We start from the raw sequence: 23,183 nt of genomic DNA on the forward strand, positions 1-23,183 counted from the left end.
CCCGCGACCCGGACCGAGATCGCCGTCGCCCGTCTGTACGGCGAGCTGCTCGCGGCCGGCGCGGTCGCGGCGGGCGACTCGTTCTTCGGCCTCGGCGGTCACTCGCTGCTGGCGACTCGCCTGGTCGCCCTGCTGCGGCGCGACCTCGGGGTCACGGTGCCGGTCGCGGCGGTCTTCGACGCGCCGACCGTCGCCGAGCTCGCGGCGGCCGTGGACCGCGCCCTGGATCGGGCCGCCGAAGGCGGCGCGCCCGACGACGTCCTGCCCCCGGTCCGGACCGTCTCCGACCGGCCCGCCCGCATCCCGCTCACCGCGTCGCAGCGGTCGATCTGGTTCGCGCACATCATGTCCGGTGCCTCCGCGGGGTCGGAGGGGGCGTCCGGTGCCGGGGTCATCGAGGTCGCGCTGCGGCTCGACGGCCCCGTCGACGCGCATGCGCTCGAGGCCGCACTGGGCGACGTGGTGGCGCGCCACGAGGCGCTGCGCACCGTGTTCGAGGTCGACGGTGGCGTGCCCGTCGGCACCGTCCTCGCCGCCCGCGCGCGGGACCTGGTGCTCGACCGCGTCACCGCCGACGATCCGCAAGCGGCTCGCGCGCAGCGCATGCGGCGGCCGTTCGAGCTGATCGGCGGCGAGCTGCTGCGCGCTGCGCTGATCAGCGGATCGAGCGGTACCGTCCTGCAGCTGCTGGTGCACCACCTGGTGATCGACCATGCGTCGTTCGCGACCGTGATCGACGACCTCTTCGCGGCGTACCGTGCCCGGGTCGCGGGCATGCCGCCGGCGGATGTGCCCGCGGCGCAGCAGTTCCCGGACTACGCGCTGTGGCAGGCGGAGGTCTTCTCGTCCGCCGCCGGGCGGCGTGAGGTCGAGCAGACGGTCGCCGTCCTGCGCGGCGCCCCCGACGAGATCCCCGCCCGACACGACCACCCGCGGCGCCTGAGCCACGCGTTCGCCGCCGGCCACCGCGTGACGTTCACCGTGCCCGCCGACGTACGAGCACGACTGAAGTCGCTCGCCGACCGCAGCGGCGCAACGGAGTTCATGATCGGGCAGGCCGCCGCCGCGGTACTGCTGCACCGGCACGCGGGCGGCGAGGACCTCGTGGTCGGCACCCCGGCGGCCGGCCGCACGGATCCGGCGACCGAGTCGATGGTGGGGTTGTTGGCCAACATGATCGCGCTCCGGACGCCGGTGACGGCCGATGCCGGGCTGGCCGACGTACTGCGCGCTGCGCGCGCCTCCGCGCTGGACGCGCTGCGGCATCAGGCGGCCCCGTTCGAGGCGGTGGTCGATGCGCTCGCGCCGCAGCGCCGCCCGGGCCGAAACCCCGTCTTCCAGACGATGGTGCACGTGCGCGACGACTCGGCCGCTGCCGCGCCGCGCGCCGTCACCGATCGGCTGACCGCCGCGCCGTTGCCCACGGACTTCGATGTGGCGCTGATCGATCTGTCGCTCAGCCTGTTCGCGAACGCCGACGGCGGCTGGGACGGCATGGTGATCGCCAGCCCCACCGTGTACGCGGCGGAGACGGCCGCGGTGCTCGCGGACGGCCTGCAGGCGGTGCTCGCGGCCATGGCCGCGGACGCCGACGTCACCGTCGGGTCGCTGGACCTGCCCGGCCTCGCGGGCGGGGCCGGTGTCGGCGAGGACGAGACCGGCGGGGCCGCAACCGGATCCACCGGCAGTCCCGAGACGGTGGCGAAGCTGATCGACATCCTCGAGGAGCTGCTGGGCGTGGCCGGCGTGGAGCCCGGCGACAACTTCTTCGCCGTGGGCGGCGACAGCGTGACGTCGCTGCAGTGGTCGGCGCGCGCCGCGGCCGACGGACTGGCCTTGACGCCGCAGATGGTGTTCGAGACCGCGACGATCGACGAACTCGCGGCCGCCGTCGACGCGGCGGGCGGGAGCAGCGTCGCGGACGGGGAGACACCACTGGCCGCACCGGAACCCGCGCCGCCGTCCGCGCCGATGAGCGCCTCCGGGCTGGGCCCCGACCAACTGGCCGCGCTGCAGACCGCGTGGAAGGGGAACGCGTGACCACGGATCAGGCGCAGGCCGCCGAGGAGGCACCCGCGATCGAGGACGTCATCGCGCTGACCCCGCTGCAGGCGGGGATGCACGCCCTGGCGACCCGCACGGGACCCGGCGCGGCCGGCGGTCGAGGAGATGCGGCAGGCACCGATGTGTACACGATGCAGTTCGTCGTGGAGGTCGGTGAGCAGCTGGACGCCGAACGCCTGCGCGCCGCCGGCGAGGCGCTGCTGCGGCGCCACGCGAACCTGCGGGCCTCGGTGTGGGACACGGACGTTCCGCAGCCGGTGCAGATCGTGCCCACCTGGGCCGAGCTGCCGTGGCGCGAGATCGACTGCACTGCTGCGGAGTTCGAGGAGTTCGCCGCCAGCGATCGGCGGGCGCGGTTCGACCTGCGCCGCGGCCCGCTGCTGCGGCTCACGGTGGCCCGCCTGACCGATGCCGAACCCGGAGCGGGCGCAGCGCGATTCGTGTTCACCGCGCACCACATCGTGATGGACGGCTGGTCGATGGCGGTGTTCTTCCGTGAGCTCATCGCGCTGTACGACGCGGCGGGCCGGGGGATCGCCGATCCCGCGAGCGTGCTGCCTCCCGTGCGCCCGTTCCGCGACTACGTCGCGTGGCTGAATGCGCAGGACTCGGCCTCGGCGCTGGAGCGGTGGCGCGGGTACCTCGACGGCGCCACGCCGACCACGCTCGCCGACGGTCCCGTCCGCCCCGGCGAGGTGCCCGGCGCCGTCACCGTCGCGCTGGGCGCCGAGGAGACCTCGGATCTGCTGACGTGGGGCCGCGAACGCGGCCTCACCGCGGGAACGCTCGCCCAGTTCGCGTGGGCCGTGGTGCTCGGTCGGCTGGTCGGGTCGCGGGACGTCGCCTTCGGCACGACGGTGGCGGGGCGCCCCGAGTCGCTCGACGGGGTCGAGACCATGGTGGGCCTGTTCCTCAACGCGGCGGCGGTCCGCGTGCGGATCGATGACGACGAGGCGCCGGAGGCCGCGCTGCGGCGAGCCCAGGCCGACGGCGCCCGCATGCGCGAGGTGGGTTACGTACCCCTCGCCGACGTGACCCGCTCGTTCCCCGGTGGGCTGTTCGACACGCTGTTCGTCTTCGAGAACGCGCCCATCGGGGACGCCCGGGCCACTGTGACCGCCTCCGACGGTGTGGGCTTCCGCCCGCTCACGATGGAGTCCCTGGCGCACTACCCGCTGTCGGTCGTGTCGCTGGTGGACCGGGGCAGGCTCACCGTGGTGATCGAGGCCACGGAGTCGCTCGCCGCGCGGTTCGACCCGCGTCGCCTGGGCGAGCGGATACTCGCGGTGCTGCGGGCGTTACCCGGCAGCCCCACCGTCGGCGACCTGCCCGTGGGGACCGACGCGGACGCCGTACCGTCGGCGCCGGCGCTGCCGGCCGACGCGACCCTGCCCGAGCTGTTCGCGCGTCAGGCCGCCGCGACGCCCGACGCGCCGGCGCTGCTGACCGCCACGGAGGAACTGGACTACCGCGAGCTGGCGCGGCGCGCGGGTGCGCTGCAGGGCGTCCTCGCAGCCGAGGGCGTCGGGCCCGGGAGCGTCGTGGGGCTGTCGCTGCCCCGTGACCCGCGGGCCGTCGTCGCGATCCTGGCGGTATCGGGTCTCGGCGCCGCGTACGTGCCGCTCGCGCCGGACCTGCCCGCGGGCCGCGTCGCGTCCATGATCGCCAGGTCGGGGACGCAGCTGGTCCTCACCGCGGAGGGGCGGGTCGCCGAGCTCTCGACGTTCGCGCGCACGGTGGGCTACCCGGCGGATGCCGCGGCGCGCGACTACACGGCCGCGCCGCAGAGCCCCGCCGCCGCCGCGTACGTGATCTTCACCTCCGGCTCCACCGGCGAGCCGAAGGGCGTGATCGGCACCCACGGGGCGCTCGCCGCCTACCTCGCCGACCACATCGAGCGGTTCTACCGTCCCGCGGTGCAGCGCCTCGGCCGGCCGCTGCGGATCGCGCACGGCTGGTCGCTGAGCTTCGACGCGTCGTGGCAACCGCTGCTCGGCCTGTTCGCGGGGCACGCCGTGCGGCTGCTGGACGACGACGAGATCCGCGACGCGGGTGCGCTCATCGCGGCGCTCGGTGAGTCGTGCGTGGACATGATCGACACCTCGCCGTCGATGTTCGCGCAGCTCGCGGCAGCCGGCCTGATCGGGACCGACACGCACGCGGGTGCCCACCTCTCGGTGCTCGCCCTCGGCGGCGAGGCCATCCCGGTGCACCTGTGGGAGCGGCTCGCGGCGCTGCCGGGCACCGTCGTCCACAACTGCTACGGGCCCACCGAGGCGACGGTCGAGGCGGTGGTCGCCCGCGTGGCCGACACCACCGAGCCGCGCATCGGCCGGCCCACCGCCGGCACCCGCGCGTATGTGCTCGACGCGCGCCTGCGCCCCGTCCCGCGCGGCGGCATCGGCGAGCTCTACCTGGCCGGGCCGCAGGTGACGCGCGGCTACGCGGGCCGCCCGGGCCTGACGGCGAGCCGGTTCGTCGCGGACCCCCTCGTCGCCGGCGGGCGCATGTATCGCACCGGTGACCTGGTGCGGTGCGACATCGACGGGAACCTGGTGTACCTGGGTCGCGGCGACGATCAGGTGAAGATCCGCGGCTACCGCATCGAATTGGGCGACGTGGAGTCCGCGATCGCCGCCGCGCCGGGGGTCACCGCCGCAGCGGTCGTGGTGACGCGGCGGCCCGGCACGCGGCACCCGCAGCTGGTGGGCTTCGCCGCCGGGACCTCGGCCGCGGGTGCCCAGGTCCGAGCGGCGGTCGCCGGGCGGATTCCCGCGTACATGGTGCCGACCCGGGTCGAGGTGGTGCCCGCCCTACCGCTGACCCCCAACGGCAAGGTCGACGCCGCGGCGCTGACCGCGCTCGCCGAGCAGGCGCTCGGAGCCGCCGCGGCGCGGGGCGCGGCACCGTCGACCGATACCGAGCGCGCGATCGCGGCCGTGTGCGCGCAGCTGTGGCCGGGGGCGGGCGACGACGTGCACGCCGACTTCTTCGACATGGGTATGGACAGCATCGTGGCGATCGCCGCCGTCGGCGCGCTGCGCCGCGCCGGCCTGCAGGCCGACCCGCAGCTGGTGCTGGCCAACCCGAGCATCGAGGCGCTGGCAGCGGCGATAGACGCGCGACCCACGGCGGCTGCCGGTGCGCGGCTCGCCGACGCGGTCGGTACGGGCGACGCCGTCGACATGACCGGGCTGCCGTCCGTGGCCCGGACCCTCGCCGCGGGCGGGTACGACGGTTACGCGCAGGTGGGGCTCGTGCGGCTGCCGCCGGGCGTGACCCGCGTCGAGATCACGGAGGTGCTCGACGCGGTGCTCGCGGCGCACCCCGCGCTGCGCTCGCGGGTGATCGATGGTCGGCTGCTGGCCGGCGCCGCCGACCCGGTGCCCGCCGGCGACCTCCTCACCGAGGCCGTACCGTCCCGGCCGGACCGCCTGCCCGACGAGGCCCTCGCCGTCGTACGCGGGCTGAGCGCCGACGGTGGCAGGATGGTCGCCGCGGCGTGGCTGCGCGGTCCCGCGGGATCGGACGGCGACGAGAGCCTGCTGCTCGCTGTGCACCACCTCGCCGCCGACGCCGTGTCCTGGCAGGTGCTGCTCACCGATATCGCCGACGCGGCGGCCGGCCGATCGGTGCTACCGGAGACGACCAGCGCCGCCGGCTACGCCGCCGCGCTCCTGGAGGCCGCGGGGGAACAGGTGCGGAGTCCGCACCCGTCACTCGACCCGAGGCGGGACACGGCGGCGTCCGTGCGCACCGTCCGTATCGCCCTCGGCGCGGTGGACAGCGCGGCGGTGCTCGCGTCGGGCGACGTGTCTGCCGTGCTGCTCGGCGCCGCTGAGGAGGTGCTCGCCGGGCGGGCCGCCGCGGGCGAGATCGCGACGGCGTGGCACGGGCGCGACGATGCCGGGCTCGGAACGGACACCTCGCGCACCGTCGGCTGGTTCACCGACTACCGGACGCCGTCGGGCCGGCCCGCCGCGGTCGCCGTGAACTACCTCGGCCGGCGCGACCTCGCGCCTCGGGACCCCGGTCCGTGGGAGCCGATCCTCGCCGGACCGCTGGTGGAGGCCCTGCCCGCGCATCCCGAGCCGCGGCTGCCGCTCGCGTTTCCCGTGGAGGTGATCGCGACGATCGCAGGCTCCGAGGCCGGGCCGGTGCTGGTGGCCCAGTGGCGGCACGCGCCGCGACTGCAGGACGCCGCCACCGCCGACCGGCTGGCCGCCGAGTTCACCGCGGCCGTGGCTCGCCGCGCGAATACCGAGCCCGCCGACCGCGAGCCCGCCGACCCCGACCGCCCCGACGATCCCCAGGGAGTACCGCTGTGAGCACCGACTCGTTCGACACCAATCCCTTCGACGACCGCGACGGCACCTTCCTGGTGCTGGTCAACAACGTGGGCGAGTACAGCCTGTGGCCGGAGTTCGCACGGGTGCCCGCGGGGTGGACGGTGACGTTCGGACCTGCCGGGCGGGAGGCCGCGCTGGCACACGTCGACGAGGTGTGGCGCGCTGGGGAGCGCAGTCTGTTCCTGGGCAGCGCCGTGTCGGGCGAGTGACAACGGAGAGAGGGAGCGCACCCCGATGTGGGGTGCGCTCCCTCTGCGAAGCATCTAGCGGGTCAGCGCCACTGCCAGACCCAGCGACGCCAACGGCGGTCCCACACGCGGACGTGGCGGCGCGGGCGCGGGTGCCAGGGGCGGCGAGGGCCGGGACCATGGGGACGCGGGGGATAGGGATGAGGCATGTGCCAGCTCCTTCGTCGTAGTCGGGATTTCTTCGTGTCCTGCTCTGCGGTGGGGGTTCCGCCGCAGTGGAGATCGATCTCGTGGTGGATGTCGATGACGGCCGCCGGAACGTTACAGCTGACTTCGAATTCGATAGAGAAATCTCCGGAATATTCGTTCGTAACGCCTCTGACCTGGCCTAATCCCCTGAAATTGGCTGAGATTTACCCTCAGCCAGAGTTGCTGAAGTAGAGTTTTGGGTTGTGGATCGCGCAGTCAACGCAGCCATTGATGGCTGGTACCGGCGGGTCGCATCTCTGGTTCCGGATCCGGTGCCCGACGAGGTGCTCCGGTCGGCCCTTGGTGATGCCGCCGAGGGGCTGGTCGCTGCGCTCGGGTCGCAGCCGTTGCGGCTGGACGCCGCAGCCACCGTCGGGGCGGAGCTGGTGGTGCTCGGATGTGCCGACCCCACGGTGCTCGACTACACCGCCGAACTCGTGGCGGTGCTCGTGGAACACGGCCACGTGCCGCTGTCGGATGCGGCCCACAGCGCCGCGGCGCTGAGCGGCGCGGTGGGCCGCGGCTACGCGCAGGCCCTGCTGCGGCGCGATTCCCGCAGCCCGCTGCACGACGCGATCGGCGCGGTCCGCGCGAGCATCGACCAGCAGATCCGGGACGCCGATGTGCGGTTCGAGCTGGTGTTCAACCACGCGAGCCTCGCGATCGCCGTCCTCGACACCGCGGGCCGGCTCGTCTACATCAACCCCGCGTTCGTGGCGACGCTCGGGCGCGACCCCAAGCCGATACCCGGAACGCTGCTGCTCGACAGCGTCTACGCCCCCGATCGGCCGCGCGTGCGGGACGTGTTCCGCTCGGTCGTCGCGGCGGGCTCCCGCACCGCTCGCACGGAGTGCCGGTTTCCGCACGACGACGGTGACTACGGGCTCGGCATGCTGACGCTGACGTCGGTGCCCGCCGCCGACTCCGGTCAGGCCTATGTGCTCGCCGTCTGGGAGGACACCACCGACCGCCGCCGCATGCACGACGAGCTGCGGCGGCTCGCACTGCACGACCACCTCACGGGGCTGCCCAACCGCGCGCACCTGCTGGACACCCTGACCCGCGCCGTCGATCCGCGGACCACGACGCGGATCGGCGCGCTGCTGTATATCGCCGTCGACGGCTTCAAGGAGATCAACGACGACTACGGGCGCGCCGTGGGCGACTTCGCGGTCCGGGCCGCGTCGTACCGGCTGCAGCAGGCGATCGGCGACGAGGGGATCGTCACGCGGATCGGCGGCGGCCAGTTCGCCGTCATCCTGACCGGGCCGGCCTCCGACGATCGGGTCCGCACCCTGGTCGAACGGGTTCACCTCGCGCTCGGGCAGCCGATCGCGACCACCGAGACCGACGAGTTCGTGCCGCACGCGGTGATCGGCACCACCATCCTCGCGCCGCGGGACCGACGCACGCCGGACGAGATCCTCGACGACGCCGACGCCGACGTCCACAATCCGCGCCGCACCGGGGCCTGAGCCGAACGATTTGTCGATAGTTCACGTAAGGTAAGTGCGCGAATCGGATCCGGCTACGCCCACCTCGGGACGACAATCGACCCGTCCATGAGGGATCGAAAGGGCAGGAGCCACGATGTCGGCTACGACAGTTCCCGATGCGCCGAAGCTGTCGGCGGATCAACGCAACTCGTTCGCGGCGGCATATCTCGGCTGGACGATGGACGCGTTCGACTACTTCATCGTGGTATTGGTGTACGCCGACATAGCCAAGGACTTCCACGTCAGCGTGGAGAAGATGGCGTTCATCACCACGATGACGCTGATCATGCGTCCCGTGGGCGCCTTCCTGTTCGGTCTGTGGGCGGACCGGAAGGGCCGACGGATACCGCTGATGGTGGACGTGATCTTCTACTCGATCGTGGGCTTCGCGTGCGCGTTCGCGCCGAACTTCACGATCCTGATGGTGCTACGGATGCTGTACGGCCTCGGCATGGGTGGGGAGTGGGGGCTCGGCGCCTCGCTGGCGATGGAGAAGATCCCGTCGAGCCGGCGCGGATTCTTCTCGGGCGTCCTGCAGAGCGGATATTCGATGGGCTACCTGCTGGCGTCGCTGGCCTACCTCGTGGTCGACAGCTGGCTGGGGTTGAGCTGGCGGTGGATGTTCGCGCTGTCCATCGTGCCGGCCGCGATCAGCCTGATCATCCGGACGCGGGTGCGCGAGTCCGAGGTGTGGGAGCAGACGCGCGAGCGGGCCAAGCAGACGGAGACCGGCTTCCGCGAGGTGTTCTCCAACCCCGCGATCTGGCGGCGGTTCGTGTTCCTCGTGCTGCTGATGACGGCGTTCAACTGGCTGAGCCACGGGACCCAGGACGTGTATCCGACGTTCCTCAAGTCGGCCGTCGACGGTGGCCTGCACCTCGCCGCCGCACACGCGACGTGGATCGCCGTCGGCTACAACGTAGGCGCGATCATCGGCGGGGTGATCGCGGGCGGGATGTCCGAGCGCTACGGGCGCCGGGCGATCATCATCGTGTTCGCGGTGCTGGGCCTGCCGATCGTGCCGCTGTTCGCCTACTCGCACACGGCCGGGATGATCGCACTGGGCTCGTTCCTCATGCAGCTGATCGTGCAGGGCGCGTGGGGCGTGATGCCCGCGCACCTGACCGAGCTGTCGCCGGACGAGATCCGCGGCTTCTATCCGGGCGTGACATACCAGCTGGGCAACTGCCTCGCGGCGTTCAACCTGCCGATCCAGGAGCGGCTCGCACAGTCGCACGGATACCCGTTCGCGCTGGCCGCGACCGTCGTGCCCGTGCTCCTGGCGGTGATCGTGCTGACCGCGATCGGGAAGGAACGGCGCGGCGTGCGGTTCGGGACCGAGGAGACCAGCGTCGCCCCGGTGTGAGTTCGCGGAGCACGGCCGCTGACTTTATTCGGACCGCGGTCCGGTTATTTGTTACAGTGGTGGGGTACCCGCTCCCGGACAAGGAAGACGCGACCCCCATGGCAACCGTTGTAGTCACCACAGCCGCCGAACTCGCCGATGCGATCCGATCCGGCGCCACCGACATCACCGTCGACGGTGAGATCGCCGGCTCGCCGATGATCACGCTGCCCGCCGGTGCCACGCTGCGCGGTGGCATTCTTCGATTCGGCGCCAAGGGCGTGCGCCTGACCTCGAACAACACGCTCGACGGGGTCACGGTGCTCACCGCCGACGACGAGGTCGCCGTGCTCAACGACACCTCGGTGGCCGACCTGGGCACCCTGACGCTGACCGGCGTGCGGACCAACGGTCAGGTGCTGCTGCTCGCCGACGACGCCGTGCGCGCCGGACGCATCGTCATCGACGGCCTGAGTATCGACACCGCGGACGTGCGCGGCCGCTCCCGCCGCCCGCACGGGTTCGGCGTGGAGGCGCTGCAGGGCGCGCTCACCGTGTGGAACCGCCAGCCGGACCCGGCGGTCACCATCACCGCCGATATCCGAGGGGTGTCGGCCGGGTCCGCCGAGCGGCCGGTCCGCGGCAGCGGCGTGTTCGTCGGCGGGTGCGGTGACTGGGCGGGCACGGCGAACGGTGGGGTGCTGCAGGTCTCACGGCTCGAGACCGGCGCGATCCACACCAACGGCGGCATCCCGGCGGGCACGCCGGACCTGATCTCCGGCGGCGTGTTCGTGATCTCGGGTGCCGTGGTCGATGAGGTGGTCAACACCGGCGCCGTCACCACCTACGGCCAGAACGACATGGTGTTGGACAACTGGGGCGCGGTGCGCAGTTGGACCGCCGAGGCCGCGATCACGTCCGAGGGCCCCAGCGGCATCGGCTTCGTCAACTTCGGTGCGCTGGAGACCCTCGACGTGCGCGGCCCGATCGCGACGCACGGCGCCGGCGCCCGCGGCTTCAACCTCTACGACGGCTCCCTCGGTGCCGCACGGTTCGCATCGATCACCACCACCGGCGACGGTTCGGTCGGCGTCCAGGTCAGCAGGCCGATGGGCGCGCTGGAGATCACCGGCGACCTGACGACCACGGGCGGCGAGGGGATGAGCCTGGTGAAGGGTGTGCAGATGCCGCTGCAGGCGATCGCGCTGTCGGTCAAGCCCGGCGGCGAGCTGGCCTCGATCACAGTCGGCGGCCGGATCTCCACCGCCGGCGGCGGCGTCCCCGCCGTCGAGGTGGGCGGCCCGGTGGGGGCGCTCGCGGTGGCCGGCGGCATCCACGCCGACGGTGCCGGTGCGCATGCGGTCGTCGCCTCCGTCGACGTGCCGGGTCTCGCCGGCATAGCGGTGACCGCCCGAGACGGCGACGCGATCGTGCGGGCCTGACGAAGCCTGCCTGACGCGGCGGCGCTGCGGAGCATGTCGCGCACAACAGCTGGGACACGATTCGAGATTTTGTCCCATCGTCGGTGTATGGTCTCTTCGACCCCGACCGAGGAGGACCGATGACGGTTGTGAACGACGACGTCCGCACGTGCGAACCCGCCGCCGAGCCCTGGCCCGCGCCCGCGATGGCGCAGCCGGTCGGCGTGGACCCGTTCTTCGACGCCCCGGAGGGCTTCGCCGATCAGCCCGAGGGGACCGTGCTGCGCCACCGCGACGTCACCGTCGCGTTCCTGGGCAAGGTCAAGCAGCGGGTGCGAGCGACCCAGCTGCTGTACCGCACGACCACCATGCACGGCGCGGCCGAGGTGACCACGACCACCGTCGTCACCCGCGCCTCCGGCGCCGAGCCGGGCGCGCCGCTCGTGTCGTACCAGTGCGCCATCGACGCGATCGCCCCCGAGACCTTCCCGTCGTACGTGCTGCAGCACGGCGCTGTGACGCAGGGGACGTCGTTCCCGCAGATCGAGTTCGTGTTCGTCGCCGCCGCCGTGGCGCGCGGCTGGACGGTGTCGATCCCCGACCACGGCGGCCAGGCCGGCCGCTGGGGCGTGCCGCGGGAGCCGGGCTACATGACCCTGGACGGGATCCGCGCCTGCCTGCGACACGAACCGCTGGGCCTTCGCGCCGACACCCGGGTCGGCGTGTGGGGCTACTCCGGCGGCGGCCTGGCCACCGCGTGGACCGCCGAGGTGGCGCCCACGTACGCGCCCGAGATCAACCTGGTGGCGGGCGCCATGGGGGCGCCGGTCAGCGACCCGGGCAGCACCTTCGTCTACCTCAACAAGACGCTGTTCACCGGGCTGCCGACGCTGTTCATCGCCGCGTTGGCCCGCGAATACCCGCCACTGCGACAGTTGCTCGACGACCACGTCAACGAGAAGGGCCGCAAGGTCTTCTACGAGGACGCACCGAACTGGACCCCCGAGCAGGCGATTCGCGCGATGGCGCACAAGGACCTGTGTCATCATGCCGATCGGCCGATCGATCAGATGATCGAGTTGCCGACGCTCAAGTACATCTTCGACGAGATCCGGCCGGGGCAGCAGACACCGTCGGTGCCGATGCTGATCGTGCAGTCGACCCGCGACCAGATCGTGCCGCTCGACGATGCGACGGCGCACGCGGACCGGTACGCCCGTGGCGGCACCCACGTCACCTACGTGACCGACGACTGGAGCGACCACTTCAGCCTGCACTTCCTGTCGGCGCCGCTGCTGTTCGGCTGGCTCGCCGACCGGCTCGAGGGCCGGCCCGTCACGCCCGCCGGGCGAAGCTCTCGGAAGACGATCATGGCGTCGGGCGCGCACCTCGCGCGGACCGCGCGGCTACTCGGTGTCGCCGCCCGGGTCGCCGTGGGCCGGGGACTGTAGCGCCCGGATCTGGAGGCCTGCCTCGTCACAGGCTCGGCCGGTAGGCTGCCGCGCGTGGGAGTGGTGTTGCGGCGGTCGATCTGGTGCGTCGTGCTCGCCGCAGTGCTGGTGTTCGCCGGTATCGGTGGCGTGGGCTACTGGGAGTTCGGCCGCGACCACGAGGATCCGCTGCGGAAGGTCGACGCGATCATCGTGTTGGGCGGCGACCACGACGGCCGCGAGGCGTACGGCATCCGGCTGGCCCACGAGGGCTACGCGAAGACCGTGGTGCTGTCCGATCCGTACGGGCGCTGGGACGACTTCATGAACGCGATGTGCGCGGCGGGCGATGCGCAGGTCACGGTGCTGTGCGAGGTCCCCGACCCGGGGACCACGCGGGGCGAGGCGCTGTTCACCGAGCGCCTGGCCCGGCAGTACGGCTGGCACACGGTGATGGTGATCAGCTGGGGCTACCACCTACCCCGCGCCCGGTACATCTTCCGCAACTGTTTCGACGGCGGCACAGTGATGCGGGCGGTCCCGCGCGCATACCACTTCAACCTGGCGGACTGGGAGCTGACGTACATCTATCAGGCCGTCGGGACTGTCAAGGCGGCGGTGCAGGGGCACTGCTGAACTGTGCCGGTGAATCGGGCCGGTGCCGAGCCGTGCGGGCCGGCTGATCGAGGAGAGGCCGCTCGCTCACCGACGGTGCAGCCGCTTACCGGCAGTCCCGATGCGCACGAATCGTTCGGATGCTGACGGAGGCTCGCCTCGCCGATGAGCGTCTGGACGTTCGATCAGCCGATGTACCGTCGGTAAGCGCCTGAAGGCGCCCGACCTATCTGCCGAAAACACCTAGGTGAGGCGCGGCAGCTTCGTCGAGGTGTAGTACAGGATGCTGAGCAGCAGGTAGCCGGCGATCGCCGCGGCCGCCGCAGCGCTGATCACCGCCACCGTCCGGGCTGCCGGTCGGCGGCGGGTGCCCGGTTCCGGCGCCGTCCACAGGAACCCGAGCAGGGCCGCCGACGACAGCGACGCGAGCCCCACGGCGAACGGCGCGGCCAGGTCCAGCAGGTGTGCGGCGTGGCCCGTCTGCCCCGCGGTGTCCTTGACGAACGCGCCGACCCCGGCCGCGAACGAGCCCGCCACCGTCAGCACCAGCGCCGCGGTCCAGCGCCACGCGGCCGGCGTGCGCACCGCGACGAGGTAGGCGACGACGGTGCCGAGCGCCCCGCCGAGCGCCGCGGCGAGCACCCCCACCACGCTCACCCGCGGGTCGCCCGGAGTCGGGATGTGAGACCGTACCCACAGGCCACGGCTGCGAGCCCGGCAACGGGCATGACCACGAGGAACAGTAGGCCCGCGGCCGGTGGCTGAGCATCGACCCCGGCCACGGCGTACGCACCCAGCGCGGTGAACCCGCCGAGCAGGCCGAGGCCGCCGAGGCTCCGCCACCGTCGGGCACTCGCACCGCCGGCACGGGTGGCCGACAGCAGCACGCCGAGCGCGAGGCACCCGAGCACCTGCTCTACCAGCACGACGTAGGGGAAGCCGTTCGGCGGGAACGCGATGCCGAGGGCGTAGCGGGCAGCGGCGCCGAGCGCGCCGCCCGCGGCGACCAGCGCGGCAGTCGGCCACGGGGTGTCCCGGCCGGGCTCGGCTTCCGTCTGCACGGCAGACACGATAGCCGCCGTTCCTGGCGCCGGTGCGGCTGCGCGGCCCCGCTGCTCGGGTTGCGCGGGCCCTGCGCGCAGCGGGCGCGGGCCCTGCCGTCAGTAGGCGCCGTCCGAGGCGACGACCGCGCGGACGGTCTTGAGGACTATGCCGACATCGCGGGCGAGTGACCAGTTCTCGACGTATCCGATGTCGAGGCGGATCGACTCGTTCCAGCTCAGGTCCGAGCGGCCGTTCACCTGCCAGGCGCCGGTGACGCCCGGCTTCACCAGCAGGCGGCGCTGCATCACGGTCGAGTACTGCTCCACCTCACGGCGCAGCGCGGGGCGCGGGCCCACCACCGACATCTCGCCCTTGAGTACGTTGATGAACTGCGGCAGCTCGTCGAGACTGTAGCGGCGCAGGAAGCCGCCGACCGGGGTGATCCGCGGGTCGTTCCGCATCTTGAACAGGACGCCGTTTCCCTCGCTCTGCGCCTCCAACTCGGCGAGGCGCTGGTCGGCGTCGATATACATGCTGCGGAACTTGTGCATGGTGAACGGCTCGCCGTTCTCCCCGATCCGCTCGGCGTTGTAGAACACCGGGCCGGGGCTGGTGAACTTCACGGCGATCGCCGCGGCGATCAGCACCGGCGACATGGCGAGCAGCGCGCCTGCGGAGAACGCGACATCGAACGCGCGCTTGGCCAGGGAGTCCGCGTGTGCGTGCTGCGGGCGCGCGATGTGCAGCATCGGCATGTCGCCGACGGATTGGAAGACGATGCGGTGGCCGGCGATGTCCACGACGCCGGGTGTCACGATCAGCTCGACGTCGCGCTCCTCGAGCTCCCAGATCAGGCGGCGCAGGTCGCCGGGTCCGAGCGAGTCCGTCGCGGTGAGCGCGACGGCGGTGGCGCCCGTGGCGTCCAGCGCGGCGAGGATCTCGTGGTCGGTGCCCACTACGGGGATCTCGGTGTCGTCGATCTGCACGGACGTGTGCTCGCGGGCGTCGGCATCGGGGACGCACACGCCGACGATCCGGGTGCCGGACTCCGGGGCGCGCAGCAGGGCGGCGCTGGTCGCGCGCGCCGAGTAGTAGCCGCCGACGACGAGGGTGGGCGTGAGACGTGCCTCCCGCGTGGGGGCCACCTGCAACCAGCGCACCCACCCCAGCCGCGCCAGCAGCACGCCCGCCAGCGCGATCGGCAGCGTCACCGTCACCAACCGATCGAGCATCAGGTTGTTGTGGAAGGTGTACACGACCGCTGCGCCGCCGAACACGACGAACGTCGACACCACGACGTGTCGGAACTCCGCGGTACCCATCCGCAGAAGCGGGACCGCCAGCGCCTTCGACCACGCGAGCAGCGACAGCCACAGGACGAGGGCGATGAACGCGAACAGCACGCTCCAGCGCGGGTCGGCGTGGTCGTGCCACAGAGCGACCACGAGTCCGGCGCCCACCGCGACGATCCCGACGCATGCGTCGGTCGCGGTGACCATTCCGGCCGGCAGTCGGCGCGGGGAAGCACCGTCGTGCGGTACGGGGGTGTATGCAGGCGTGGCGGCCATGTCTGCCTTAGGGGCGAGCTCGGGTGGGGCCCGATGGGGACTGGGGACGGGTTCGCGGTTCACCGATTATTCTCGATCAGGGAAGAGTCACTGTTATTACAACGATGATCTTTGTGATCGAGTTCACCGGACATATCGGGTAGCGTCGGGTGGCTGGCACAGCAGTATCCTACTGTCCGGAATGCAGAAGTTGAATGGTTGATCGCAACAAAATGAACTCCTGTGTTCGGTCGGTCCGTCCACCCCGCCCCGTTCGCCACCCTGTTCGGGTCCGTCACGACTGCTGGTTACATGTCGAATCGGTGTTGGTGTCCATCTGGTAGGACGTGGATTGTGCTGCAGGCGTGAGGAACTGGAGGTGTGAGACGAGCGACACCGGCAGCGCGGAGAGGGTCTGGCTGTAGGTCGAGCCGTCGATCGTGCTCTCGGCGTACAGGACCAGGTTGCTAGACTGGTCGGCGTCGTAGCCGCCGTACGTCTGCAGCGCGACGGCGACCATCTTCTGGAACGCCGTGAGGTTGTACGACGAGAGGTTCAAGGTCGGGTCGAGGCGCATCCACGTCCCCTCGGGGATCCCGGCGATGGCGGCACCGTCGGAGCGGGTGCCGGGGTAGGCGAACTGCGGGCCGGTGTCGCCCGACGGTGCCGCGTAGCGCAGCGCGTGGGCGATGGTGCCGGACGACACGTCGCGCGGCGTGATCAGTCCGCCGAGGTATGACAGCTCGCCGCCGCTGTGCGCCGGCCCGCTCACGTGCGCCCCGGAACCCGTGTAGGCGTGGTATGTGGCGGCGGCGGTCGCGGACATGGAGGAGGCGTTGAAGCCCTCGAACTCGTATTCGCAGCCGGTCGCGGCATCGATGACCGCGAGGTGCGCGTCCGTGTCGGGGCTCGGCTGGTAGGCCGTGGTGTACGGGATCGTCAGGTGCTTGCCCGAGTTGGTCACCGCGATCGAGGCGGTCGCCGTGCCTGCGGGCGCCGTGTATACCGGTGTCGACCAGGCGTCGCTGTTGAGGGCGATCGAGGTGACCGCGGAGTTCGAGGACAGGGCGCTGACCCAGGCCGCACTCCGCGGGTCGACGGTGCCCGACGACGCGCTCGCCCGGTTCCAGAACGAGTTCTGCGCGAAGAAGTCGCCGTTGGTCGTCGCCGTGCCGAGCGTGTTGGGCGAGATCGACACGTTCTCGAAGCCGGACGTCGTGGGCACTCCGATGGTGGCGGCCACCGTATGGCTGCCGGCGGCGACGGTGGCGTCCGCCGAGTAGTGCCCCCAGTTCGCGGTCGGGTACGACAGCACAGACGTGCCGTCGATCGTGAGTGAGACGGTGGTGCCGCCGGTGTCGGCGGCCACCGTGTAGGTCCCCGAGCTCGGGAACGTGACGGTGCCCGAGTACACGACCGAGAAGTCGCCCGCGGTGACGCCCGTGACCGGCGCCGTGGTGCCGTACGACGCTCCGATCGCGTACTCGCACCGCTGCACCACGGGCGTGCCGGACGGGGTGGTTCCGCTGTAGTAGCTCGCCTGGAACTGCCCGGTCGCGCAGCCCGCGGGGGCGGTGGTCGTCGTGGTCGCGGTCGTGGTGGTGGTCGGCGTGGTGGTGGTGGTCGGCGTGGTGGTGGTGGTCGGCGTGGTGGTGGTGGGTGGCGTCGTGGTCGTCGTGGGTGTCGTGGTGGTGGTCGGAGTCGCGGTCGTGGTCGCGACGGCGCCCACGACGGTGATCGTGTCGATGTAGACGGTCCGCGCGCAGAACAGCAGATTCACCAGGTTGGTGGCGACCACGGCGATCGTGTGCGTCCCTGCCGCGATGGCGCTGCTGAACGCATACGTCGTGTACGTGGCCGAGCTCAGGGTCACCGACCCGAGGCTGACACCGTCGACGGTTACCGCGGCGGTCGGCGATCCGAGGCACTGGGCGGCGCGGGCCCGGAGGATCAGCTGGGTGGACGCGGCGACCGCGCTCGATGTCGACGCCGTGGCGTTCGCGCTGAGCGCGAGGGCCTTCCCGCTCGTCGCCGTGGAGTCGGCGACGGTCGAGCCGGATGAGGACGGCGAGACGGTCATCGCGGTCCCGTTTATCACGACGGATGCGGCGTCGGCGTGCGGCGGGGTGGCCGACACCCATACGGCGCAGACGAGAGCGAGTACGACAGCCACGACCGGTGCGCACCGACGCATGGGGGCCCTTTCTGACCACTGAGCAACAATTGTCACATGAGAATCATCAACAACACGCGTTACATTAGACACAGGAGAATCAGGCGTCAATCCCAGCTGGGACGAGGCTGTGCGCGCGAAACATGTTGCAGCAACGAATGATTTGGCATCGAAAACATTCCAAATGCAGCGAAAGGATTATGGGTCCGGTAGCGTCACGGTTGTGCATATCTTGATCACGGGTGGGGCTGGATTCATAGGCGCGAATTTCGTTCATCAGACTGTCGAAGAACGCTCAGACATACGCGTCACCGTCCTCGACGCGCTGACCTACGCCGGCAACCGCGCGTCGCTCGCCGACCTCGGCGACCGGATCGAGTTCGTGCATGGCGACATCTGCGACCGCGCGCTGGTCGACCGCCTCGTCGCAGACGCCGATGCGGTGGTGCACTTCGCCGCGGAATCGCACAACGACAACTCGCTGAACGACCCCTGGCCGTTCGTCCAGACCAACGTGGTCGGCACCTTCGCACTGCTCGAGGCGGTCCGCCGACACGACGTCCGGTACCACCACGTCTCGACCGACGAGGTGTACGGCGACCTCGAACTGGACGACCCGGGCCGGTTCACCGATACGACGCCGTACAACCCGTCGAGCCCGTACTCGTCGACGAAGGCCTCCAGCGATCTGCTGGTCCGGGCGTGGGTGCGTTCGTTCGGGGTGCGCGCCACCATCTCCAACTGCTCCAACAACTACGGCCCCTACCAGCACGTCGAGAAGTTCATCCCACGGCAGATCACCAACCTGATCGACGGCGTGCGACCGCGGCTGTACGGCGCGGGCCGCAACGTGCGCGACTGGATCCACGTGGACGACCACAACCGCGCGGTGTGGGCGATCCTCGACCGCGGCGAGATCGGCCGCACCTACCTGATCGGTGCCGACGGCGAGCTCGACAACCGCTCCGTGATCGGACTGATCCTGGAGGAGTTCGGCAGGGACGCAGATGATTTCGACTTCGTCACCGATCGCCCAGGGCACGACCTGCGGTACGCGATCGATCCCACGCCGCTGCGGACCGAGCTGGGCTGGGAGCCGCGTTACCGTGATTTCCGGGCGGGCTTGGCGCAGACGGTGGCGTGGTATCGCGCACACGAGGACTGGTGGCGGCCCGCCAAATCGGCCACCGAACAGACCTACGCCGCGCAGGGTGAGCAGGTCGAGAGCATCTAGCGGATCGATGATCCGAGCGTGCCGGCCCTCGCCCACCCGCGCGCAAGTGGCTCGCGTCGGCGAGGTACCGACCAGCGGCACCAGTCAGAGACAGTCCCACTGGTAGCGATGGGTCGCGGTGTCGGACGCGATGCCGAACAGGTGGCCCACGCCGCCGTCGCCCCACCCGGGGATGTCGTCGGAGTCGAGCTCCAGGATCAGCGCGCCCTCCCGTGCGCCCCACGGCGCGTAGTCGTCGGTTCCCCGGACGTCCCACTGGGTGAAGGTCGGGAAGCCGCCGATGTTCGAACCCCGCCAGATGTCGGCGAGCGGGCTGCTCGGTCCGCGGACGTGCTCGGCCCACACGTAGTCGAGGTCGTCCGGATCCTCGTCGAGCTGTTCGGCCCAGCGCGCGATCGGCTCGGTGTCTGCGATCCCCGCCTCGTCGAGGTACGGGATCGTCTGCACTGCGAACGGACGCAGTGGGATCGGCATCCGCGTCTCGAGCGCGAATCGGATGTCGTCGCCGCGGCGCTCGGCGATGTGCGCGGGAGTCGGGTCCGACGGTGCCCGCACGCTCGGGGCGGCCGACGGGTCCGTCCACCTGGTGTGGAACCCGGGTTCGCCCGGCGTGCCGTAGGCACCGAGGACGTCGTCGGCACCGACGAACCACTGCAGCAGCCCCCGCTCGGGGAACCCCGGGACCGGGATCGGCAGCGCCGCGGCATCGATCTGTGCGACGAAGCTCATCGGCCGGCCCGCGTACTCGGGCCAGTCGGCACCGTCGGGCCAGAACGGGTGCCCGCCCGCGTACGAGTCCGCGGCGCCGACGCGACCGCCGACCGGCAGCAGGCCCACGCACGGAACGCGCAGCGCGTCGACGAGGGCGACCAGCTCGCCGGGCATCCGTGGGCCCATCGACCTGCGCAGGAACGACATGGATACAGGTTGCCACGGCCGAGTGGTAGGGATGGTGCGTGGAGGCGGCACGAACGACAGGGCGGACGGTACGGGTGGATGACGCAGGTGGGTCGGGGATCGAACCGACTCGGGTGCTGGTCGTCGACGACGAGCCGAACATCCGCGAGTTGATCGCGGCCACACTCCGGCGCAGCGGATTCCAGGTGTGTGCGGTGGAGACGGGCACCGACGCACTGTCCGCAGCGCAGTCGTTCCTGCCGCACATCATCGTCCTCGACGTGATGCTCCCGGACATCGACGGCTTCACCGTCGCCGCCCGGATCCGCAGCAGCGACGACCCGATCCCCGTCCTCTTCCTGACGGCGAAGGGCCGCACCGCGGACCGCGTCGCGGGCCTGACCCTGGGCGGCGACGACTACGTGACCAAACCGTTCGACCTCGACGAGGTGGTGGCCCGCCTGCAGGCGATCCTGCGGCGGGTGCGGCCCGACCGTCGCGCCGCGGCCGACCTCGCCTACGCCGATGTCCAGTTGCGCGCCGAGACCGGCGAGGTTACCCGGGCAGGCGCCCCGATCCCGTTGTCCCCGACCGAGTTCCGCCTGCTGCGGTTCCTGATGTCGAACGCGGAGCGCGCGTTGAGCCGGGAGGTGATCCTGGACCACGTGTGGGGGCGGGACTACGCGGGCGACCGGCGCATCGTCGAGACGTACATCGCCTACGTCCGCCGCAAGCTCGACGCCGAGGGGCCGCCGCTGATCCACACCCTGCGGACCGTCGGCTACGTCCTGCGCACCGCCGCGCCCGCCGGATCCGAGTAGCACGGTGACCATGCGGCCGCGCACCCTCCGCTGGCGTCTGACGGCCGCTCTGGTCGCGATCACGTGCCTGGGTCTGGCGGTGATGGGTCTCGTCTCGGTCACCATGCTGCGGAGCGGACTGGTGGCGCGCGTCGACGAGAAGCTGGTCGAGATGTCGCGGCCCTGGGAGGACGGCGGCCTGCCCGCGCCGCCGAGCGCACGCGACCACCCGTTCAACCAGGTGCCGTCGGACTTCCGGGTCGTCTTCTTCGACAGGACCGGTCACGTCGAGTCGATGCTCGGGCAATCGCGCACCGACCGCAGCGGCCCGCGTCTCACGGAGGCCCCGGCCATCGGCAGCATCACCACTCGGTCGGATCTGCTCGGCGGCGCCCCGTGGCGCGTCCGGGGGGTGCGCGCATCGGACGGCGTGACGGTGGCGCTGGCGATCTCCGAGGCGAGCGTGGACAGCGCGGTCGGCCAACTGATCACGATCGAACTCGCGGTGGGCGCCGCGGTGATGGTGGTGCTCGCCGTCGTCGGCGCGGTGGTCGTCCGCCGCAGCCTGCTGCAGCTGCAGCAGATGGAGGCCGTGGCCGACGCCATCGCGGCGGGCGATCTCGAGCGACGGATCCCGCAGGCCGACCCGCGATCGGAGACCGGGCGCCTGGGCGTCGCGCTGAACGCGATGGTGGGCCGTCTGCTCGAGGCGTTACGTCAGCGCGAGGCCTCCGAACAGCGGCTGCGGCGGTTCGTCGACGACGCCTCACACGAGCTGCGTACCCCACTCACCTCGGTCCAGGGATTCGCCGAGCTGTACCGCCGGTACGGCGCCACCGACGAGGCCGAGGTCCGCGAGTGGATGGGGCGGATCGAGTCCGAGGCGAGGCGGATGGGCGGCCTCGTCGACGACCTACTGGAACTCGCCACCCTCGATCGCACCCGCGCGCTGGACACTGCGGAGGTGGACCTGGCCGCGATCGCTCGCGACGTGGTCCGTGACAGCCTCGCCCGGAATCCGGCGCGGACGGTCACCGTCGACGCTCCGGACGAGCCCGTTCTGGTCCGCGCCGACGAGGACCGCCTGCGGCAGGTGATCACCAACCTCGCGAACAACGCGCTGGTGCACGGCGACGGCGGGGCGCCGATCGTCGTGCGGGTCCGCCGCGGCGGACCGTCGGAGGCGCCGGTCGCGGCGGTGGGAGTCGACACAGACGGTGCCCGCACCGCGGCCGTCACGTCGGTCGCCGTCATCGATCACGGCCCGGGGATCCCGCCGGCCGACGCCGAGCGGATCTTCGACCGCTTCTACCGGGTCGAGGCCGGGCGCACGGGCCGCGGCACGGGGTTGGGCCTGGCGATCGCGGCCGCCATCGCCGACGCTCACGGAGGACGGATCGAACTGCACCGCAACGAATTCGGCGGAAGCACCTTCGTACTACTGCTGCCCGACCCGGGCTGCCGGTCAGCCCGCTGATCGGCCCCGACGTTCGGCGCGCAGGGCGGTCCGGGCGCGCGCGACGCGGGAGCGGATGGTGCCCGTCGCGCAGCCGAGGACCTCGGCTGCTTCGTCGTAGCCGAACCCGAGCACGCGGGTCAGCACGAGTGCGTCGCGCTGCTCCGCGGGCAGGCCCGCCAGCAGATGGTCGAGGACCGTGGTCGTGACGTCGCTGCGAGCGGGGCCGAGGCGGTCCGGCGCGGGGTGCGGGACGGTGCGGCGGCGCGCGGCGACGCGCTGGGAGTCCGTGACCACGTTCTTGGCGATCGAGAACAGCCAGGTCCGGGCGTGCGAGCGACCCTGGAATGTGGGCAGCGCCGCGATCGCACGGGCGAACGTCTCCTGGGTCAGGTCGTCGGCGTGGCGGGGGTGCGCCTGGTATGCGATGAACCGTCGGACCTGGTCGTGGGTGGCGCGCACGAACCGGTCCAGCGCGTCGACGTCGCCCGCGGCCGCGCGTAGCGCGAGTGCGGTGAGATCCGCGGGGCCGGCGTCGGGGTTCACCCGGTCAGCGTAGCTGCAGGCCCGGCGGCGCTGCGCGGCTGTCACACTGGACGGGTGACCGCAGCTCGCACCGCCGCCGATCGGGGCGATGCCGCGCGCCTGGTGCGCCTGCGGGTGTCGGGGATGACGTGCGTCGCGTGCTCGAATCGGGTCGAACGCGCGTTGCGCAGGGTGGACCCGTCCGTGTCGGCGTCGGTCGACTTCGTCACCGGCACCGCGACGGTCACCGCGGGTCCCACCGTGCCGGACGCCGACCTCGCCGCTGCGGTGGTCGGCGCAGGCTACGGCGTGGCGGCCGGTACCCGGCTGCCGCCCGAGCCGCGCGAAGT

The 23,183-nt window shown here is 71.7% G+C and carries 18 protein-coding genes; 12 read left to right on the forward strand and 6 right to left on the reverse strand.

The window, feature by feature from the left end; all coding sequences use genetic code 11:
• The 8 genes from ABD908_RS20635 to ABD908_RS20670 form a co-directional block, all read left to right on the forward strand.
• Nucleotides 1-2,040, forward strand: a 2,040-nt coding sequence (locus ABD908_RS20635) for a condensation domain-containing protein (protein WP_344999496.1), incomplete at its 5' end; no start/stop codon positions are given.
• Nucleotides 2,037-6,392, forward strand: a complete 4,356-nt coding sequence (locus ABD908_RS20640; RefSeq protein ID WP_344999498.1) for a non-ribosomal peptide synthetase — start codon at nucleotides 2,037-2,039, stop codon at nucleotides 6,390-6,392. The genes ABD908_RS20635 and ABD908_RS20640, both read left to right, overlap by 4 nt.
• Nucleotides 6,389-6,622, forward strand: a complete 234-nt coding sequence (locus tag ABD908_RS20645; protein WP_344999500.1) for an MbtH family protein — start codon at nucleotides 6,389-6,391, stop codon at nucleotides 6,620-6,622. The genes ABD908_RS20640 and ABD908_RS20645 overlap by 4 nt, the downstream gene beginning before the upstream one ends.
• A 431-nt stretch (nucleotides 6,623-7,053) precedes the next feature.
• Entirely contained in the window at nucleotides 7,054-8,325 is a 1,272-nt protein-coding gene (locus tag ABD908_RS20650) for a diguanylate cyclase domain-containing protein (protein ID WP_344999502.1), read from the forward strand.
• 115 nt (nucleotides 8,326-8,440) lie between these two features.
• Nucleotides 8,441-9,712, forward strand: coding sequence for an MFS transporter (locus ABD908_RS20655; protein ID WP_344999504.1), 1,272 nt, complete (start codon nucleotides 8,441-8,443; stop codon nucleotides 9,710-9,712).
• Between the two features lie 98 nt (nucleotides 9,713-9,810).
• Complete coding sequence (locus ABD908_RS20660) at nucleotides 9,811-11,133, forward strand: hypothetical protein (RefSeq protein WP_344999506.1); 1,323 nt, start codon at nucleotides 9,811-9,813, stop codon at nucleotides 11,131-11,133.
• Between the two features lie 119 nt (nucleotides 11,134-11,252).
• Nucleotides 11,253-12,563, forward strand: coding sequence for a lipase family protein (locus ABD908_RS20665; protein WP_344999508.1), 1,311 nt, complete (start codon nucleotides 11,253-11,255; stop codon nucleotides 12,561-12,563).
• Between the two features lie 54 nt (nucleotides 12,564-12,617).
• Complete coding sequence (locus tag ABD908_RS20670) at nucleotides 12,618-13,178, forward strand: YdcF family protein (RefSeq protein ID WP_344999511.1); 561 nt, start codon at nucleotides 12,618-12,620, stop codon at nucleotides 13,176-13,178.
• A 222-nt stretch (nucleotides 13,179-13,400) separates the two neighbouring features.
• Here the strand turns inward: ABD908_RS20670 and ABD908_RS20675 are convergent, their stop codons facing one another.
• The 4 genes from ABD908_RS20675 to ABD908_RS20690 all read right to left on the reverse strand — a co-directional run bounded on the left by ABD908_RS20675 (nucleotide 13,401) and on the right by ABD908_RS20690 (nucleotide 17,921).
• Nucleotides 13,401-13,814 (reverse strand): hypothetical protein, encoded by a 414-nt coding sequence (locus ABD908_RS20675; protein WP_344999513.1) that lies wholly within the window; start codon nucleotides 13,812-13,814, stop codon nucleotides 13,401-13,403.
• Nucleotides 13,811-14,218: a CrcB family protein gene (locus ABD908_RS20680; RefSeq protein WP_344999515.1), complete on the reverse strand. Its 408-nt coding sequence runs from the start codon at nucleotides 14,216-14,218 to the stop codon at nucleotides 13,811-13,813. The genes ABD908_RS20675 and ABD908_RS20680 overlap by 4 nt, the downstream gene beginning before the upstream one ends.
• A 99-nt stretch (nucleotides 14,219-14,317) precedes the next feature.
• Entirely contained in the window at nucleotides 14,318-15,769 is a 1,452-nt protein-coding gene (locus ABD908_RS20685) for a sugar transferase (protein WP_344999517.1), read from the reverse strand.
• A gap of 274 nt (nucleotides 15,770-16,043) precedes the next feature.
• Nucleotides 16,044-17,921 (reverse strand): carbohydrate-binding domain-containing protein, encoded by a 1,878-nt coding sequence (locus ABD908_RS20690; RefSeq protein ID WP_344999519.1) that lies wholly within the window; start codon nucleotides 17,919-17,921, stop codon nucleotides 16,044-16,046.
• Between the two features lie 223 nt (nucleotides 17,922-18,144).
• Between ABD908_RS20690 and rfbB the strand changes: the two genes are divergently transcribed.
• Nucleotides 18,145-19,155, forward strand: coding sequence for a dTDP-glucose 4,6-dehydratase (rfbB, locus tag ABD908_RS20695; protein WP_344999521.1), 1,011 nt, complete (start codon nucleotides 18,145-18,147; stop codon nucleotides 19,153-19,155).
• An 84-nt stretch (nucleotides 19,156-19,239) separates the two neighbouring features.
• Here the strand turns inward: rfbB and ABD908_RS20700 are convergent, their stop codons facing one another.
• Nucleotides 19,240-20,073: a DUF1963 domain-containing protein gene (locus ABD908_RS20700; RefSeq protein WP_344999523.1), complete on the reverse strand. Its 834-nt coding sequence runs from the start codon at nucleotides 20,071-20,073 to the stop codon at nucleotides 19,240-19,242.
• A 74-nt stretch (nucleotides 20,074-20,147) separates the two neighbouring features.
• On the opposite strand from ABD908_RS20700, the gene ABD908_RS20705 reads away from it, so the two are divergent.
• Together ABD908_RS20705 and ABD908_RS20710 are read left to right on the forward strand one after the other, a co-directional pair.
• Nucleotides 20,148-20,873, forward strand: coding sequence for a response regulator transcription factor (locus ABD908_RS20705; RefSeq protein ID WP_344999525.1), 726 nt, complete (start codon nucleotides 20,148-20,150; stop codon nucleotides 20,871-20,873).
• A 10-nt stretch (nucleotides 20,874-20,883) separates the two neighbouring features.
• Nucleotides 20,884-22,329, forward strand: a complete 1,446-nt coding sequence (locus ABD908_RS20710) for a sensor histidine kinase (RefSeq protein ID WP_344999527.1) — start codon at nucleotides 20,884-20,886, stop codon at nucleotides 22,327-22,329.
• Here ABD908_RS20710 and ABD908_RS20715 read toward each other — a convergent pair.
• The gene (locus ABD908_RS20715) at nucleotides 22,318-22,854 is read right to left on the reverse strand and encodes a sigma-70 family RNA polymerase sigma factor (RefSeq protein ID WP_344999530.1); all 537 of its coding nucleotides are present in this window, start codon (nucleotides 22,852-22,854) and stop codon (nucleotides 22,318-22,320) included. The genes ABD908_RS20710 and ABD908_RS20715 overlap by 12 nt on opposite strands.
• A 54-nt stretch (nucleotides 22,855-22,908) precedes the next feature.
• Here ABD908_RS20715 and ABD908_RS20720 point away from each other — a divergent pair.
• On the forward strand, nucleotides 22,909-23,183 hold a 275-nt coding region (locus tag ABD908_RS20720; protein ID WP_344999532.1), incomplete at its 3' end, for a heavy-metal-associated domain-containing protein.

It is taken from the genome of Tsukamurella soli (genome assembly GCF_039541155.1).
Taxonomy (GTDB): Bacteria; Actinomycetota; Actinomycetes; order Mycobacteriales; family Mycobacteriaceae; genus Tsukamurella; species Tsukamurella soli.